Raw genomic sequence first — 18,674 nt, 5'->3', positions numbered from 1 at the left:
TTTCTTTTATGTTCGGCCTTACGTAACCCGCGCCGGTCACGGACGACTCATACGGTTGCCACACCGTCGTCACTGAAGTGCGCAAAGAGCGCACGTTCGACATCGATCGCGCGCCAGCGCTGTGGTTCGACTTCGTTGGCGCCCCAGTGCCATGCGGCGCCGGCGTCGATCCCGGCGTTCATACGACCGGCGACCTGGCACAGGAAATCGCACCACGCGGCATAACGCCGTTGAATGCGTGGCTGGCTCACGTCGCCGATTCCGTTCAAGAAGGGCGCACCCTGGGCCCACGGGCTCGCTGTGAGTCCGTCAGCGATTTTGTTGTCGAGCACGCCCGCTCGTTCCGGAAAGCGGAAGGCGATGACCTTGCTGGCGAACGGCGTGCGGCCCAGTTGGGACAGGCTTGCGAGGCGCCCCAGCGCAGCCCCGAGGTCGTCCTCGCTAGCGCCCTGCAGGCAACGCGCTACCATATCCGACGTGRACGGTGGTCGTGCGCGGTAGCCGGCAAGATGGCGCGTTGCGCGTACCGTCGCGTACTGTGGACTGAAGGTATAGAAGCCCCAAAAAACCGTCGAGAGCGTGCCAAGCAGATTGTCGACCGGATCGGCTGAGCCCAACAGACGCGTGTGGTAACGGTCGAGTTCGAGGTTGGTGACCTCGCCGAGATCGGGATGGACGAAATCCGCCGAGTACGTTTCACTCAAACGGAAGGCTCCGGCGTCCTGCGCAACGGCGACGTGGGCGCGCGGGTAGGCGTATTGATTGCGTAACGCGATGAGTTGTTCCGCGATCGGCTCGGTGATGGCGTAGCCGTCGGCGATGAATCGGGGTGGAAACATGATTGAGTGCGAAGTCGATTTGCTTGTGAATGCGGGAACGGGAACGGCGCGCGTCGGCCAGAACCCGGTTTGATCCACCGAGTTTCGGAATAGGTCCGCCTACGCGCGCTTACCGGTCAAGTCAATTTTTGCAGAGCTCCCAGAACGTCATGTCGCGCATCTTCTGTACGCGCTTCTCGCCGTCGATGTACAGGCTGTAGTGCTTGTCCAGGCGGCGGATCGCCTCCATCAGCTGCTCCTGGTCGGCCTTGTCGTCCTTGTTGAAGATTGCTTTGACGTCTGCATTCTTGATTTGCGAGACGCGATGCACGGTCCAGCTGAGGATGTACGACGAGTAGTCGTTTTCCGCCGTCTTGAAATGGGTGATGTCCTGAGTCGACAGGATCACGCCGACACCGTATTCGCGCCCTTCCTTGAGGATGCGGCGCAGTGCGGGAAAGTTCTGCGACATGAAGTTGTCCGCTTCGTCGACCAGGATCATCTTGGTGACCTGGCGGAAGTCGCCGACGACTTGCGGCTTGCCCCGTTTTTGCATCTGGGCGTAGAACAGGTCGAGCGTCAGCGCGACCACCAGGTTCTGGATCTCGGATGGATAACCGGCCAGTTCGACCACTGTGACGCCGGACACCAGGTCATACAGGCTGCTCGTCTTGTTGGGATCCGGTTCGAAGATTTTATAGCGCGCTAACTTCGACAAGGCGGCGTACAAGGAGTCCTCCTCGACCTTCTCTTGGCTGAGAAAGAGCTGCCACACGTCTTCGATCGTCGGAGCGGGGTTCGACCAGGTGGCGCTGTCCTCGGGATGGATCCCGGCTTGCGCATAGCAATCGCTGATCAGGTTCTCGAGCTTGAGTTGCTGCTTCGTGCCGAGCCCATACGCGCGTGCCATGGTCTCTGCGAACCCGGTCGCGGTGTGCAAGGGCAGCATCGGCGTGTCGCCAAACAGGCTCAGCGGATTGTACGGTAGCCGGTTGAGCCGGTACTTGGTGGCTGCAGTCGCTTGCAGGAAGGTCTCGTCGACGTAGTCCGACTTGTAGTCGAAGATCAGCATGCCGATCGGCGCGCCGTGCACGTTCAGGTGCTGGTCACGCACGAGCTGGGTGATCACGGACTTCGTGAACTGGGTCTTCCCGGTCCCCATCGTGCCGATGATGCCGGAATTACTGTTCATGAAGCGCGCCGTGTTGGTCGGCTCCCAATACAACGCTTGGTGTGTGGTCACGTTGTGACCGACCAGGACGCGCAAGGGTTGATCGGACACCGGCTCTGGCGTAGACGCCCCCGTCACGACGACTTGCGGTTCGATGGGTGCCGGCGTCGACACGACTGGCACCTCGACGGCTTCGACCGCATCCTGTTGACCGTCCGCTGCATAGGCGGCCGCGCTCAACAGATACTGGGCGGGCACATGGCAATGGGTACGCAATGCGCGCAGTTGCTCGCCGGTATTCGCCTCGATCAGCGAGTCCAGCAGACCATATGGCAGGTCGATCAGCAAGACCTCCTGGTCGAGCCGGTAGTCCGGATCGAAGCAGGTATCGTTCGCCAGGTGCGAGAGCACGACGCCAGTCGGGTAATCGGTCAGCTCGGCCAGACGATAGTCGCCTTTGAGCCACCATTCGCGACGCGGCAACAATTGCTGCAGGTCGGCGTCGTTCAAGACGCCGTACAAGCGATACTTTTCGACTTGCATGAGAACCTGGCGCACGAACAGCCCACGATACAGCTTCCCGACCAACGTATCCGGCCCGAGGATCTCGTCGCGCAGATAGCGTTTCAGTTCGCGGGCTTGTTCGACGGCCTTGCCATAGTTCGGGCGCGCGCCGGTCTTCACCTCGAGTGGGAGCAAATAGAGCTGGTCACCGCGGAAGCCGACGAACAGGACGTCGTCCGAGATCGCACCGCGCGTATACCCCTGCAGGTTGCGCGAAAAATCGCTCTCGCTCATTTTCAGGCCGACGTTGCCCGATACGCGGATCATCTCGGCCACCGAGAGCGGTACCCAGGTGATCTCGCCGTCCATCAGCAGCGCACGCACGAATTTATAGGCGCCGATGATGCCGCGTCGCTCCTTGCGCGTCTTGTCGCCGGCGGTCAGCATCTTGAGTAGCCATTCGCCATTGAAGGCGTTGAATTCCGAGAGCAGGCTTTCCTTGCCCAATAGGCGTCGGAACAGGTCGACCTGCTTGGTGACGGTGATCGCGTCATACCCGGCCGAACTCGTATACTGGTCCGAGTAATGGATCAGCACCACGTCGCGCTGCGAGGTGAAAAAGTCGAGCGTGACCTTGGGATCGATGATGGTGGTCCACAATGCGCTGTCGTAGGAGCGCGTCAACAACTCGCGGAATTCGGTGCTAGCCGCCAAGCCCACGCTCATGCCGACGTACGGACTGTTGGTCTCGCGCGCCGGTTGCATCAAGCCGCCGACCAGGCGCGCCAGGCGCAGCGCCTGGAACGGTGCGTAGTCGACGTTGCGCAAGCCAAAGCACGAGAAATACGCGCCTTCGATGTTTTCTGCAGATTCGCCGGCGATCAAGCCATCGCACAACACACCACTCAACGCTTGTTCGGTGCGCACCGGCCTGACGTCAACGGGCGCATTGTTACGGAAGAAAGCGAGATGCGCATAGTCGAGCGCTTTGCCGGCCGCGGGAGACGGAAATTTGCTATAGGTGAGCCGGCTACGGATCAAGTCGATCAGCAGGTCAGCGTCGTCATGTATACCGCCACGACCGAGCTGGTAGGCTTCCCGGATTTCTTGCGAACTCACCGATTCGGCAAACCGATCGAATTCGTTGAAACCGACCTGGTCGTCATAGCAGTTCACATGGATTGCGCAAGCCTCGTCGCGCTCCTGCTTAAAGTAGTCGGTCAAGCCCTGGAACAGATCCTTCGCGGGACCAAGGTTGATCACATTGAGGATCAGGGTACTGCGCGCGCCAGCGCGGAACAGGTGCGCGTACGCCTGGGTGAATTCGGCGAGCTTGTTACGGACCAGGTTGCGCACGTAGCTAAAGCTCGTCTCCGCCTGCGGAATCAATTCGAGCCAGAAAGCGTTGTCGCGCATCGGACTAACGTGCGATACAGCATTGCTGGTGCCATAGATGAACGGTAGCAAACCGGCTGCGGTGAGGCGTTCGCGCGTCACGTCCGGCAGTGTCGCAAAACTGTCGTGCCCGGCGTCGCGGTCGGCGACGATGGCTTCGACCAGTTGTAGATAGTAGGCGAGGCTGAGCGGGTGGAAGGGGGCGATGTATTCCTTGTTCTCGTATTCCACCATGCCCACGCGCAGCAAGCGCTTCAAGGCATCGGTAAGCACCTTGTCGCCGGGAATAGCAGACAGGGCTTCTTCATAGGCCTGCGTAACGGCGGCCGTGAGTCGACGGTATTCGGGCCCCCAGGACACCAGGCTCGGCGTAGTGCCTCGCGTTTGCAGGTAATCGAACCACGCGCAGTAGGCCCGGTGCAGGGTTGGATCGATCGCCTTTAGGTCGTCCACATGGACGGTGCCCTTGGCCGAGACGTGTAGGAGGCGTTCCGCCACCATCATGCTTTCGCGGCCCAGCAACACCTGGCGAGGGCCAACCACCGCACACTCCCGGTTGTCGATGACCAGGCGATTCCGGTGCGCGCCATACTCGCCGACATAAGCGTCGTCATGGAACAGGCGCGGGTAGCGGTCGCGGTCGAACAGCAGCGGGACGGTCACGCTCTCCTCGGCTGGCGCGCCTTCGACGTTGAACGCCAGGCGCTGGTCTCCGCTGACGACGTGGAATCCGATCTTATCGGACGAGTTCACCTGACTCGAGAAGTTGACGCTCGCATAGCGGGCGCTGTCGATTTCGTCTTGCGGGTCTTCCGAGTCGAACTCAAGCCCTTCAGCGCTCGACAGCGCCAGACGATTCGCTTCCATCTGCAAGGTGATGCGCTTGGTCTTCGGTTCGACCAGAAAATGGTTCCTGAAGCCGTCCACGTAAAACGCATCCTGGCGCAGGAACAGACACCGGAATTGGTGGTTCTCGGCGCGCATTGCGCGCTTCAGTCTGACGGTGAAGAACAACGGTTCACCAGTGAACGGCACACACACTTGCACCCAGCTGCGTTTGCCGCCGGCGTGGCTGACACTCACCTTCACAGCGCCGCCGCCTCCCGAACAGTCGGTGACCTGCACCTCGCTGGATGCCACGTCAGGCGATAAAAACGCGAGTTCGAGGACCGCTTCATTCGCGTCATGCGGCAGCTCGACGAGCACGCTCAAGTCCTTGCGCATTGCCYTGGTCGTGCTCTTGTCGCGCTCGTTCAACTTGCCCTGCGGGCTCTTGACCGTCTCCAACTTCAACGCCTGGTTGCGACTCGCGTCCATCTCCTCCTTGAATTGGGAAAAATTAAGGGCTTTCCAATCCTGGTTCTCGACGAAGTGCTCGCGAATGAACTTGGCGCTGAACTCGTCGCGGAACATGTCCTCGACCTGGTCGGCATAGTTCTCGGTCACGAAGTCGACGTGACGGCGCAGCTCGCGGTTCTCTTCGAGGCGCCGCCGGATCTGCGCAGGCTGGCTGCCCATCGCCGTGACTAGCGGGTCCTCGAACAGCCCAAGCTTGCTCAGCTGGATGCTACCTCCCGTAATTGCGTCGTACAGCGGGGCAAAGCCGAACACCGTCGCGCCCTCGCTAATGACGTAGTTCAGCTGGTCTGCCAACAAACAGTCGAGCAGATTACGGCTGGCGCTGGCCTGCTCGACGACCTTGGCCTGCAAGCGCTCAACCAGGGTGCGCGGATGCCAGGGACGGCCGTCAAGCGCGACGTCGTCAGCACTATTGATAATCGTGTCGAGCTTGCTGTTATGGATGATCAGCAGGACGCTGTCAGAGAACAGTCCCGTCCGGCTTGCGACACGGTCGCGCAAATGCGATATGTAGTTCTCGGAAAAGCCATGACCGCCTTCTCCGTGTAGCACCGGCACCAATTGGGTGGCGCCACAAGCGACCACCGGGAGCTCGACGCCGTCAACCACGATGACGTCAGTCGACCGGCCCAGGCACGCATTATGCAGCCGCGTTGCATTGGTGTGGTCGGGCGATTGGAATTGGTAGCGGAAACCAGGTTGGGCACGACTGGCCGCCCAGCCCATGAATTCATCGACCAGATAGCTTTCAAACAGTCTTGCGGACATACACTGCCTCTCCACTATCACTCATGCGTTCGACGTTGCCCATGCGTTCGAAGAACTCGATCAGGACTTGTTGACTTTGATTATCGAAAAAGAACCCGCGCTGCTCGTACTCGCGTAGCAGCTCAAAGAAGCGCAACTTGCCACGGTGCCCGATGGCCAGGTTGGTCAACAATAACAACTGATCCTGGTTCAGCACCAGGACGTTGCCAGCGCGACCCCGCGACATGACGAAGTCGCCGAAGATTTTTTTGTCCAGCGCGCGCACATAGTCTTTATTGACGCCGTGCCGCTCGTCTCTACCGGGGGCAAATTGCTGTACGGCCAAGTCGATGAACCGTTTAAAGGCGTCTTCCAATGTCTCGGCCGGCGCAGGTATGTCCAATTTACGGCTGTCGGCGAACTTCACGAGGTAATCATTGATGTCGTCGATCAGCTTGCCCTGCTGGTCGCATCCTTGGGCGTTCGCATAGATCTGCCACAAGGGCAGCTCGCACCCTTCAGGCTGGATGATCTCGCGTGCCGACAGCACTGGAAACAAGGTTTGCGTGGTAGTGGCGAGCAAGCGGTAGCCACGTTCGCGAATCTTGTCGCGCTCACTAGACGCTTTTTCGACGTCGAGGATGAAATACAATTCTTTCGGCTGGGGCGCACCGCTGCGCCAGTCACGGATGGCTAGAGCCAACTGCGCGCAGTAGCTGAAGGCATACAGTTTCAAGGTATTGCCCAGCTCCGCCATCAGGTATTGCGGATGCGCGGCCAGGAACTGCATGTCACGGCGGAACGCCGCCGTCAGGAACGGCAAATAGGGCTGCTCGGTGCCACGTCCCTTGCGCGCCAGCGGATTTATATGGCGCTCAAGGACTTCGAGCATGACTTGCTCGATGAAATTCAATTTGTCGTGCGGCCTCCCGTCGAGAGTGAAGTCGCCAAGCATGCCTGTGAACATGTCGCGCATGCGTCGGTTGGCCGCGCCATCCTCGTCGTCCTCCTGCCCTGCCTTGCCTGCTTTGAAGAGCAGGAACAGTGGCGAGACTTTCAAGATCGCATCGCCCGTGAAATACATCTGCTCAAGCCAATCCCAGACCGCCGCGTCGCTCAGCAGTTTCTTGAACTCGGCTTGGCAATCCGTACGGAACGCCTCGGTATCATAGTCGCGCAGACCTTGGCGAAAGGTGTCGGCGAGCACCATGCCGGTCACCGAATCCCAGGAGAATTCGTTGCCCTTTTTACGGATCGGCAGGTAATGCGGCGACTTGTTCTTGTCCGATACCTGAAGTTGTTCTGCGATGGGGTACATGGTTAGCTTTCTCCGACCGTATCGATCATGTCGTCGTCGTGTTGCAGTTCAAGGTACTTGGACTGCCGGTAAAGCCTCAGCTTGTTGCCGCGCTTGACCAGGGCTTTGATTTCCTCGACCAGCTCATCCAGCAGCACGATAGAGTTCTTGTCGTATTTATTGGGCCGGTATCCCTGGTTCAGGCGCATCAGCAGGCCGAACAGGTTGATATTGAAAGGCATTGGTTTCAATGGCGTTGCACCAACCTTCAGCGCAACCTGGAAATAGGCAACGTTTTTACCCGACGCGAGCGATTGCAAGGCAACATAATCAGGTCTCAGGTCGGCCGAACCAGCGACTTTGATGCCATTGAAATCTCCGAGCAAGATATGTCCCTTGGCCAGCTCAGGTGCGTTGCGGTTCGCGTAGCGAAACATGCCTCTGATGAGTGTGTCCATGTAAAAATCGCGCAAGTCGGCCTTACCCACACTGCCATCAAACTTGGCGTGAAGGGTCCACACCGCCGCGTAATCCGCTATCAAGCGGTCGGCGAATTCAGCCGCGTAGCGCTTGTGATAGTCGTTGCCGATCGATTCGCCCTGCAATATGTAGAGCAGTCGGACCAGCGAAGCTGCGGGCGGTTTCGGGTCGCCGTCGAACGCGATGTTCAGCTCAGCCAACCCGTCCAGGAAGGCCGTGCGATCATCCTCTGGCAGACCCAGCTCGTAACGCAGTGTCAGCTGGTCGAGTTCGCGCGTGCGCTGCAAGGCCGGATCAAAGGCGGACACGCGCGCCGCCAGCTCGTTGTCGCCGCCGGAAAACAGATTGTCGAATAAGTAGCCAGGTCCGGTGAGCAAATGGTGGAGCAGGTCGAGCAAGCTGCGCGCCGTGACGAACTGGTCCTTGACGAGGCGGGCCTTAGCTAGATTGGCGATGATCGCGTCTTGTACCCCGCCGAGCATCAACAGGCGGTAATTCGCGAACAGGCGCGGATCCTTACGGTGCAGGTCGTCGCGCGTGAACGCGGCATAAAAAGGGTTGTCAGCGGACGAAGCGGTCAGACGCTGCATGACGCCCTTCGCGAACGGTGCGATCGGCGCTTGGGTCGGGTCGAACTGGAACTTCGGATAATCCTCGAAGTTGAAAAAGGCGTAGCTCGATGTCGACGCGCCCTTTTCGAGGAAGGCGTGCATGGCCGCCTTGATGTCGGCGTGGTCCGCATGCCCTTCCTGGACGTAGTTGCCGATCATGCCGACGTTGATCCCGACGACCAGGATCGCGCGATCCCGGCGGGCCGCATCGAACACCTCATCGAGCGCTTCGATCGCCGACTGGTGCGGTTGAAAGCTGTGGGTCGCGTCGAGGTGGAACCTGGCCTTGGCGCCATAGGCTTGACACACCCGGGTCAGGATCTCGGATTTGCCATCGCCACTGCTACCGCACAAGAACAGCATGTCACACGGCTGTGCCCGCGCCAGACGGGCGCGTAGATCCTTTTCGATGTCTTGCTGGATGTAGAGCCAATTCTTAAGCGCATCGTATTCGTCTGGTGCCCGGGTCGACATGGTCTTGACCGAGAACGGCGAGGATTTGGAGAGGACCGAGAGCGCGTCCCGAAACGTAATGGTTGTCATACCCTGGCAGAGAGTGAGCTTGAAGAGTGGCGCTGACGGCAAGCGGGCGCACCGGAAAGTGCCGATGAGGTGACGACGTCGCGACCGACGAGAACCGTCGGCGTTCCAACGAGGCGCGCGACGTCTGTTTGATCGCCGTCATCTTTGGCGCACCGCACGCACCTGATGGATTCGATGGGCTGGATCGGACCGATGGGCGTGGGAAACCGAGCAATGAGGCGAACGATGCCGATATACATGTGATAAGCGAGGTCGATTGCGCAGTGTAATCGAAGATTTCTACGAATAAACTCACCAATTATCACATGTTGGCAATTGACATCAAGCAAATACCGCGAAGACGACTGATAGACAGTTAACTGTAGTCAACATCTGCTGATGAGATTAACATGCCGAAGCGACAACATGTGTCGTTTGTCGGATGAATCCAACGTACTATGTCCACTACCCTGCCCCGCGTGATGGCGATGCTGCGCCACATTCCACGTTACCCGCGCAAGATCGACACCACTACGCTATTAGAACGGCTCGAGAACGCCGGCTACGACATTTCCTTGCGGTCGATCCAGCGTGATCTGAACGAGCTGTCCTCGATTCTGCCCTTGATGTCCGACAGCGCTCGACCGCAGGGCTGGTCGTGGCAGGCCGACGCCGAGCAGTTCCAGTTGCCCTTCTTGGATCCACAGGCGGCACTGACCTTTCACCTGGTCGAGCGTTACCTCGACACGCTGTTGCCGGAGTCCACGCTGACCTATCTGGCGCCGTGGTTTCGCACGGCCAAAGCGGTGCTCGAGGCGAACGAGCACGGGGTCACACAATGGCCGGACAAGGTGCGCGTGCTGCCACGCGGTTTACGTTTGCAATCGCCGCCAGCCGATGCATCAGTACACGCCACGCTGTACGACGCGCTGCTACAGGAGCGCCAAGTCAGCATCCGCTATCTGCAACGCCAGACAACCGAACCCAGGGAGTACATAGTCCACCCGCTGGGCGTGGTGGTGCGCGACACCGTCAGCTATCTGGTGTGCACGATGTGGGAGTTCACCGATGTGCGCCAGCTGGCCTTACACCGCAGCAAGCGGCGACGCTACTCGATACGCCTTGTCGTCGCCCCGAGGCGTTCAGTCTGGACGGCTATATCGCAGCCGGCGCGTTTGGTTATCCGGAGAGCAGCGAGACGCTCGAGTTCGACGCCTTATTCACGACCGATGCGGCGGCTCATTTGTTCGAGTGCCCGCTGGCGGACGACCAGTGCATCGTGCCCGACGGTCCTGGTATGGTGCGGGTGACCGCCACCGTGTTGGACACCAAGGAATTACGTTGGTGGCTGTTGGGCTTCGGGGATCAAGTGACGGTACTCGGGCCGCCGCGCTTGCGCGAGCAGATGCGCGCGAGCGCCTGCGGCATGGCCGCCAACTATGGCGCTGTCGCGGCTTCGGCGGCCTGAACGCCGGCTCGATCGGACAAGGAACGGAGATGGCACAGATCATTCCCTCGGGATGGCGTGAATTGAGCGCGAGCGGCAGTGCGCAGCGTGAGCTGGAGACCCTGACAACATTGGCGGAGCGATTGCCGGACGCGTACACGGTGTACCACGGCGTGCACTGGACCCGCATCGAAAAGGCGGTCTCGACCTATGGCGAAGTCGACTTCGTCGTGCTGGCGCCCGATGGCCGGGTCCTGTTGATCGAGCAGAAGTCGGGCTTCCTGGACGAGACCGACGATGGCCTGGTCAAGCCCTATCCCGGCAAGAACAAGCAAGTCGCCAGCCAGATCGCGCGCAACGTTAACGCCTTGAGCAGCCGCTTCGGCCGTCATGGCGAGCGCTTGTCGGTCGACTACCTGCTGTACTGCCCGGATTACCACGTCAAGCGTCCGCATTTGGCCGGTGTCGAGCCAGCGCGCATCGTAGATGCGGCACGGCGCACGCAGCTGGTAGCCATCATCGAGGAGATCCTGCCGATCACCGAGGAGTCGCCCCAGCGCGCCAAGGTTGCGCAGTTCCTGAGTGATGTGCTCGAGCTGGTACCCGACCCGAGCACGGCAATCGGTCAAGCCAGGCAACTGGTATCGCGCCTGGCGGGTGGTCTGGCGATCTGGGCTCGCCAACTCGAGTTCTCCCCGTATCGGCTGCGCGTGATGGGCACGGCTGGCAGCGGCAAGACCCAGCTCGCGCTAGCCGAGTGCCAGGCCGCTGCGCGGTCCGGCCTGCGTGCCTTGTACGTGTGTTTCAATCGTCCGCTGGCCGACCACATCGCGCGGCTCGTGCCCGAGGGTGTGGAAGTTGCGACCTTCCACTTGCTGGCGGACCGCTTCGTGCGTGAACAGGGCATCGTGCCCAATTACGCCGCTGCTGGCGTCTGGCGCCATCTGGAAGAACACCTGCTGCACGCCCCCCTGCCGGAGCACTGGCGCTACGATGTCATCGTCATCGACGAAGGACAGGATTTCACCGAGAACTGGCGCGACGCAGTGCTGCGTCTGCTGCGTTCAGACGGACGTGCGATCTGGCTGGAAGACCCGATGCAAAACCTGTATGGGCGGCCATCGGTGCCGTTGGACGGCTGGGTGACGCTGCACGCGAACACGAACTACCGCAGTCCGCGCGACGTGATCGATCTGCTGCGGCGCCTTGGCGTTGCGCAGGACGATCGTACGATGCCGGTCGCGGCCAGTCCCATCGACACCGCCCAGGTCGACTTCCTGTCCTACCGTGATGGCGATACTACGGATATGTACGCCAAGACCAAGGAAGCGATCGACACCTGCCTGGGCCATTCCTTCAGGATGCACGATGTCGCGCTGGTGTCCTTCCACGGACGCCATCGCTCGGCCCTGCTCGGCTTGGACGTCCTGGGCGGCTTCACCCTACGATCGTTCACGGGTGAGTACGACGCCGCGGGCGCACCGATCTTACGCGAGGGGGCGTTACAGGTCGACTCGGTCTACCGGTTCAAGGGGCAAACGGCGCCAGCCGTGGTACTCAGCGAGATCGATTTCGAGGCGCTCGACGAAGCGTGCTGGCGCAAGCTGTTCGTCGGGATGACCCGTGCGCGTCTGAAGTTGGTGTTGGTGTTGAGTGAGCGTGCTGCCGCCGCGTTGTTGGACCGGATGGCGTAATACATAACCTTCAGTTGGAGAGTGCATGAACCCAGTCGTCCCAATCGCGAGCGTCGAACGATTCAAATCTGCGTTGCTATCGCTGCGCGACAAGCACCTGCCATCGAGCCACTTCGCGATGCTGCGCGCCCAGTGTCGCGCACCGGACGCGACGATCACGGCCACTCAACTGGCCGTCGCGGCCGACTATGAGAATTACAACGCGGCGAATCTGCAATATGGAACCCTGGCGTTCAACCTGGCGGGACTGCTCGGCTTTACGCCGACCCTGCAGCGGCGCGATGGCAGCTTGTGCTGGTGGACGACCTTGTCGGTGGAAGGCGAGGGTCCGTATGAAGACGCCCCGCACTTCCACTTCGTGATGCGGCCCGAATTGATTCAAGCGTTGCGCGACATGCGTTGGGCGTGATCAGCGAGCCCGCGATGCAGGCATCGGTCTAGATCGGGTAAGCGGCAGGACCGCTGCCCATCTGAGGGAACCAGATTCGCGGTGAACTTGGCCCGCTAACGCTCAGCGCGAACAGATGGCCCGACGAACCGTGATGGGGCGTGTCGCATTTGAGATGCCCCACTGCCAGTTATAGGCGGGGTGGAATGCCGCATAGATGATGTCGGCAAACCCGGCATCGGACAGCGAACATGTGACCTTGGCTTTAAGCGTGCTGGTACAGCAGTTCAAAATGGCCACAGGGGCGTATTGCTCGCACCGTCGGATGAAGTCGTTTTGCAGATCCGGGACGTTCCATAGCTGAGTCCAAACATGATTCCGCACCGACTTTTTTAACGGCCCACTGGGTGCAGAAGTATACCTGGTCAATACGTCCATCCAGTGCAGGGAAGTCAGATAGGGGATCGGATTGACGAGCACGAGCGCGTACTCAGCGTCAGGAAGGGGCGTGCCAGTCTGTTCTTCAAACTGTTGTGCTAACAGATCAAGTACCTCTAAGCCCTGTCGTTCGATCGCGCCGCCAGCGTCGCCGGGTTGACGCCCTTGCGCCGGCCCCTTTGGAAAAACACGGTGTCGATTCGAACAAAATTGAAATTCTGAGACATGCGGCGATTCCAGCACCAACAAGATAATGTTCAGGCCGCCGCGATATGCGGTCATGTCGATGTCGTTGGGAAAATCGCTGAGCGCCAGTTTGACCCTGCCACAGGCGGGTTTCCAAGCTCCATTTACTCGACCATTTTGGATACTGAAACTGTAGCGCCATGCGTCTGGAACTCGACTGTGCCAACGTAGTAGATCCGCAAGGTGGGGGGCCATCTCTTCCATTGGCGCTTTGCTGGCCTTCACAAGCCGCTTGGCGCAGAACGTAACCTGAATGGATTGTCCGCGCCCTGTCTCGACATCGACGTGGTAAGGAATAGCAATGCGTGTACGTGGCATGGTATGGCGCTTCAATATACCGATCAAAACTTCCTGTTTGCCAGCATAGCAACAATATGGAGCTTGCGTTGCAGGCCCATATTTCGCAAGTTGACTTAGCCAGCGATATGGCGCGTGGTACCGCTGCAGCTCGCATGTCTTTACACGGGACTACGCCATTACAGCACAGGTAGCAGAAATTTAACACGGCGTTCCTTATTGAACTTGAACGTATCCTTGATCTGCTGCATCATTGTTGCTGGGAATAATGGTGCGTTTAAACGCTTAACTAGGGCTTTTGTCGTGTTGCTCACATCGGAATCAGGCTTATTATGCCGCTAGCGTATGGTGCGGATAGAGGAACGCCAGAGGTATGACGGCGTCTATGGTGGCTACAAGGCTACCCAGCTTCGACTGGACCGACGCAGAACTGTTGAAGTATCTGGCGGATACCTGGGGGATGGGCGACCCACATCACATGCGCGTCATTGGGCGCTTACGCGTTGCCGAAGCTGGCGCTCATGGGTTTTTGGAAGATTTATATGACGCAGTCACTGGCGTCAAATTACCTTATGTCTCGGAGATATCGCGGGGACGCCAGCGTATTTTCGTTCCACCACGTGACTTAGAATCTTTTATTGCCTGCGCTGGGCGGGTTGAATATGCCGTCGCCGAGTTGACGCTGGCGCCCCGTGAGCAGCGTCAGAAAAGCAATGATCCATTGGCCTGTAGAGTGCGCTCATTGTCGATGACTGCCTTAAGCCGTGCGCCGGAGAGTTGGGGTATGACACTCACGGACGAGGACAATTCCCTGCTCTTACTGGACCGCGCCCGTGAGGCCATCCAGGCGCAACTCCAACGCGATACGGCAGAAGTTGCAGCGCAACTTGAACGCGTGCGTCTTGAGTATGCAGAGCAGCAGCGGCAACAAGCGGTGCTAAAAGCTGCGATCGCGGAGTCTGACGAGTGGATGTCGACCGTCCACGAGAAAATCGAAGCGCTTAACGTAGATTTTGAGGTGAGGAGCAGGATGTTGGAAACTAAACTACGTGCGCTTGAGGACTTGCTGCGCCAGCGAGGTGAACGACTTGTGGCGCTTGACCTGATTGAGCCAGATGACCTACACGCCTTAGTGCCTCCGCTTGAACAGCCAGATACCCGTCAGGGGCACGATTACCAGGACGTGCTTGGGGGTGACTACGCGCGGCTGGCGCCGTACATCCAGGCCCGACTCTGGTCAAAGGATATGTTGTTCTCGCAAGGTCAGTTGCGCGACTTTCTCGCGCTCATGCGTACCCACGACCTGGTCGTTCTAGCAGGCGACTCCGGCTCCGGAAAAACAAGTTTGGTGCGCGCGGTTGCGGAATCGATTGGGGGGCGCTGTACGGTGATCCCGGTCAAGCCCAACTGGACAGGTCCGGAAGATCTGCTGGGTTATTACAACCCGATCGAGCGTAGCTACCAAGCCACGCCCTTCTTGCTTGCATTGCAGGCAGCTCAGCGCGAACCCGACATTGTGCACTTCATCTGTCTTGACGAGATGAACCTCGCGCGCGTTGAGCATTATTTTGCAGACTTCCTGAGTCTCCTTGAAGAACGGGACAATAGTCCCGTCATCCCGCTGTATACCTCGGATGAAGAACGGCATGTCGTCGTTGAGTACGACCACTTTCTCACGCTCGAGCGAGAGGCCCGGGGCCGTACCGGCATGGAAGAAACCGCTACCTTCCTCGATATTCTGAAGAACACAGAGGCGAATACAACCCTACATCAGCTTGGCGGGTTCCAAGACACGGAATCGGTGTTGCTCCACCATGCGCGACTGCGTAGGTCGGCGAGGGGCCTCATGCGCACGCCTTGCAGTCTCCAGTTTCCGAGTAATGTCAGGATCATCGGTGCCGTGAATGTCGACGAAACGACGCACTATCTCTCGCCCAAAGTACTTGACCGCGCCCACGTCCTTCGTTTTCGCAATCCATTGCTGATGGATTGGGATGCGATCGCGGATGAGGTGCAGCCTTTTGAGGTTGAGACCACACTGCCGGTACGTTTATCGACTGCTGACCTAGGCGTACGTGGCCCTTATCCTGCTTATGACAGAAAAAACCCTAACGCCGCGGCGCTCACGAAGCTAACGCGCGACTATTTAGCCCCCCTCGGCCTCGAGTTCGGCCTACGTACGATCCGACAGTCACTCGGCTATTTATACGCCGCCCAAAAAGCTGGGATTGACGATTTGACAGCACTCGACAACGTCGTCCAGCACAAGATTTTACCTAAGCTAATGCTTGATACGACGCGTACCGACGGGGAAGGTCGTAGCAAGCGGGAGATTCTAATCGCTTTACGCGACGCGCTTGCTGTTGTGCTGGCCGAATCAGAACCTACAGCCGGGGGCGAAACGGCTGTAACGGCACTTGATCAGCTGATCGGTTCGCTTGACAGTAATAATGGGATCGCCAATTTTTGGTTGCGTTGATGCTCGCGTCGTTACACGCTCACTATCTCGAGATTGAATGGCACGAATTCAAGCGTGCACGCACGATCACGGTGGCCCCGGAACCGATCGAAATCAGCGAACTGGACAGTGGCGTTTTGACGGCCGAGACCCAAGTCTTTCACGATTTTTGCCCATGGGTGGGCTTGCGCCTTGAAGGTGAGCTAGCTGCTTTCGAGCCGGCTTTTGAAGGATCAGATGGTGTTCTGAGCTCAATGCTTCGCCTTAAAGATGGGCATGGTGATCACTGGTGGGTGCAAGACAGCGGGTGGGATCCAGCCGGCAAGCGACACTTGAGCGAGTTACACCGCAGCATGGGCCAATTCACCGTTGTGCTCGGACCCTACCGTCTTTTGCTCAACAACGTGGTGGATGGATTGCGACGGGTCGAGGTCGAGGCATATCTGCATGATTTTCAGCATGACCTGATTTGGTTAGTACTGGGCTTTGGGGGCGCGACCGCCGCAGCGACCAGTGGCGTCAAGCTGAACCAAGAGTTGATAGAGGCGCTTGAGGCGTTCACCGCAGCAGCCCATCAAGTGCTGGCCCGTCCTGCTTGTGCCGTACGCGAGGTGCAGGTGGATAATCTACTCGCCCGCCTCCGACCCAATTCGACGACGTTTCGCCAATACCTTCGCCAACCGGCGGCCCAGCGCCTGCCCGGGCGAGGAGCTGAAGAAACGCCTGACATTGCCGACAATCGTTACTTACGCCATTTGGTCCAAGTCTGCGAAAAGCTTTCCTCGAGTCTGGCTCGCGCAGTAGTCCAACAGGCCAATCGATTTTTAGACCGTGCTCGACTCGAGGGTGAACGCTCTGCCATCTATAAAAGCCAGACCCATCGCGAGGTCGATCCAGACATTTTTAATCGCCAGTTAGAAGAGCTCAAAAGAAAATTAGCGGGTGTCGAGAAGTGTTGCGATGCCTATCGCGATCCGAATGAAATGCCACTTGTGCTTGAGTTTCGTGCCGGGGATCGCTTCGCAGACCTGTCGGATACTATCTTTTTTAGCAACAAAGATGGCAGCACAACAGGTTCGCGCCATGGAAACGAGTATGAATTCAGCATACTTAAAATGCCCGAGGCCCTCGCGGAGGCGATTCAGTTAACGCGGAGCTTTTGCGACTACTACCGACTTGAAGGGGCCGGCTCGGTGAGTTGGAGGTACAGTAAAAAGGGCAAGCCGTATCGAGAAGTTCACTTCACCCAAATTTATTCCGCCAAACCGTTTACCAAAGCAATCCAGCGAAAACTGGAGAAAGGTGCACAGTTAGAAAAGAATGGCTGGTTGGCCCCGTTGACGAGGAAGGAACGCCAGGAAAGCCAGCAGGAAGCGCGTACCGCCCAGTTGCGCGAGCAAACGTATCAGCGCTATGCTCAGCAAGCAGAACAGGCCTCGTTCGCTTTAAGCCGATGTCAAAGAGAGCTCCAGGTGCAGAACCGGGCTTGGGAGAAGCTAGGGGTAGCGGCGGTAACCACACTACCGATGGGTGTACGCTTCAGCCAGAGTCCCACATACACTGCCTGTAAGGTCGCGTTCTTCAGGCTGATGCAGCTTGCCCAACAAGGTGGTCTTGAACTGAGTACATTGGACACCCTTGACCGGATCGGGCTACTTCATGCGAGCGCATTGTACGAGCGCTGGTGCCTCGTCAAAATTCTCATTGTCCTGATGCAGGATTACCATTTTCAGCCTGAAGCTGGCTGGCAAGAGCAGTTAGTGCGTGTGATTGCTGGAAAGCCGGAGAGTGTGGAACTAAAGCTGCACCGGGCGGACGTTGGGCTGTTTGCTTATCTCGAAATTCAGCCCGTATTACCCAACGGCAGACGACCTGACTTCCGACTTCGCTTTTCGTATGATCTCGTCACGCCTGCGTCTGACGATGCAGACGACGACTGGAACGGGGAAACCCAAGGATATAGAGCGCAACACAACAAGGTTAAGACAAGAGCGCTCGTGTTAGATGCGAAGTTCCGCACCAGTTGGCGTAGAGGCGAACTTGGACGTACGTTGACTAGTCTCATCGCGGAAAAAAACTATAGTCAGCACGGTGATCGTGTTTTCATTTTGCATCCAGCACCCAAGGCCATCTTGACGCCGACTTCCCCGTTGATTTGGGGCAAAGACTGCGATTATGGACAAGAAGCCGGAAGAAACCACATGAAAGGCGTTGTCTATCTTGCCCCAGGCGCTGGCGCAACGAATCCGGAACTCAACCTCCGGCGATTGATCGTAATGCAGTTGCAAGCAACGTTTCCAGTCCCCGTCAAAATCGAATCGCTTGATGGTCCTTGCTCGGAGAGCAAAAGTTTTTGCATCCGCTGCGGGAAAGCGCATCAGTCACAAGACCTGCGGCAGCAATCCACCCAGCGTGGAAGTAGCTTTTGGATCTTATCGTGCAGTGAATGTCAGATGCAAACGACCCGTACCCATTGCTACGGATGCGAATCAGGTCTCATCTATAAAAACGGGTTGAATTTTACTTACCATCGGACAGTCGCGGATCAGGTGACTAACATCGCCTGTCCACAGTGCGGTAGGTATTTTGATAACGATGTCCATGGACGAGAGAACGCCTCCGTTCTCCAAGAGAGTGACGTCTACGAATATTGGCCAGTTTGAGGCGTATAACCTCGGATCCGATACAAGCGGCTCGTTTGCAGTACTGCCAACCAGGAGCTTATCCAGTGGCGACCATGTGAACGTCTGTTCCTTCTATCGACCTTAACTTTTTGTCTCTATGGCCGGCAGTTTTCTGTGG

General features: G+C 58.4%; 11 protein-coding genes. 6 read left to right on the top strand and 5 right to left on the bottom strand.

Annotated features, from left to right (window positions below):
* Positions 1–47: 47 nt before the first annotated feature.
* The 4 genes from AC1DIX_RS15790 to dptF all read right to left on the bottom strand — a co-directional run bounded on the left by AC1DIX_RS15790 (position 48) and on the right by dptF (position 8,925).
* A complete protein-coding gene (locus AC1DIX_RS15790) occupies positions 48–839 on the bottom strand; it encodes a hypothetical protein (protein ID WP_477325584.1) in 792 nt (263 codons plus the stop codon).
* Between the two features lie 121 nt (positions 840–960).
* Entirely contained in the window at positions 961–6,015 is a 5,055-nt protein-coding gene (dptH, locus tag AC1DIX_RS15785; RefSeq protein WP_477325582.1) for a DNA phosphorothioation-dependent restriction protein DptH, read from the bottom strand.
* Entirely contained in the window at positions 5,996–7,312 is a 1,317-nt protein-coding gene (dptG, locus tag AC1DIX_RS15780; RefSeq protein WP_477325580.1) for a DNA phosphorothioation-dependent restriction protein DptG, read from the bottom strand. The genes dptH and dptG overlap by 20 nt, the downstream gene beginning before the upstream one ends.
* Positions 7,313–7,314: 2 nt before the next feature.
* Entirely contained in the window at positions 7,315–8,925 is a 1,611-nt protein-coding gene (gene dptF / locus AC1DIX_RS15775) for a DNA phosphorothioation-dependent restriction protein DptF (protein WP_477325578.1), read from the bottom strand.
* A 437-nt stretch (positions 8,926–9,362) separates the two neighbouring features.
* On the opposite strand from dptF, the gene AC1DIX_RS15770 reads away from it, so the two are divergent.
* Genes AC1DIX_RS15770 through AC1DIX_RS15755 form a run of 4 tightly spaced genes read left to right on the top strand, consistent with a single transcriptional unit; the run spans position 9,363 to position 12,454 of the window.
* Positions 9,363–10,214, top strand: a complete 852-nt coding sequence (locus AC1DIX_RS15770; RefSeq protein WP_477325576.1) for a helix-turn-helix transcriptional regulator — start codon at positions 9,363–9,365, stop codon at positions 10,212–10,214.
* Positions 10,148–10,372 (top strand): helix-turn-helix transcriptional regulator, encoded by a 225-nt coding sequence (locus tag AC1DIX_RS15765; protein WP_477325574.1) that lies wholly within the window; start codon positions 10,148–10,150, stop codon positions 10,370–10,372. The genes AC1DIX_RS15770 and AC1DIX_RS15765 overlap by 67 nt, the downstream gene beginning before the upstream one ends.
* Before the next feature lie 29 nt (positions 10,373–10,401).
* Complete coding sequence (locus tag AC1DIX_RS15760; RefSeq protein WP_477325572.1) at positions 10,402–12,045, top strand: ATP-binding domain-containing protein; 1,644 nt, start codon at positions 10,402–10,404, stop codon at positions 12,043–12,045.
* 25 nt (positions 12,046–12,070) lie between these two features.
* Positions 12,071–12,454: a hypothetical protein gene (locus tag AC1DIX_RS15755; protein ID WP_477325570.1), complete on the top strand. Its 384-nt coding sequence runs from the start codon at positions 12,071–12,073 to the stop codon at positions 12,452–12,454.
* Positions 12,455–12,556: 102 nt separating this feature from the next.
* On the opposite strand, the gene AC1DIX_RS15750 is transcribed toward AC1DIX_RS15755, so the two are convergent.
* On the bottom strand, positions 12,557–13,435 hold the full coding sequence (locus tag AC1DIX_RS15750; RefSeq protein ID WP_477325568.1) for a hypothetical protein: 879 nt from the start codon (positions 13,433–13,435) through the stop codon (positions 12,557–12,559).
* A 352-nt stretch (positions 13,436–13,787) separates the two neighbouring features.
* Here AC1DIX_RS15750 and AC1DIX_RS15745 point away from each other — a divergent pair, with 352 nt between their 5' ends.
* Positions 13,788–15,893, top strand: a complete 2,106-nt coding sequence (locus AC1DIX_RS15745; protein WP_477325566.1) for an McrB family protein — start codon at positions 13,788–13,790, stop codon at positions 15,891–15,893.
* Positions 15,893–18,535: a hypothetical protein gene (locus AC1DIX_RS15740; protein ID WP_477325564.1), complete on the top strand. Its 2,643-nt coding sequence runs from the start codon at positions 15,893–15,895 to the stop codon at positions 18,533–18,535. Before AC1DIX_RS15745 ends, AC1DIX_RS15740 begins: the two co-directional genes overlap by 1 nt.
* The last annotated feature ends 139 nt before the right edge of the window (positions 18,536–18,674 follow it).

Source organism: Massilia sp. 05N420 (genome assembly GCF_056397205.1).
This window is presented reverse-complemented; position numbering and strand designations above follow the sequence as displayed.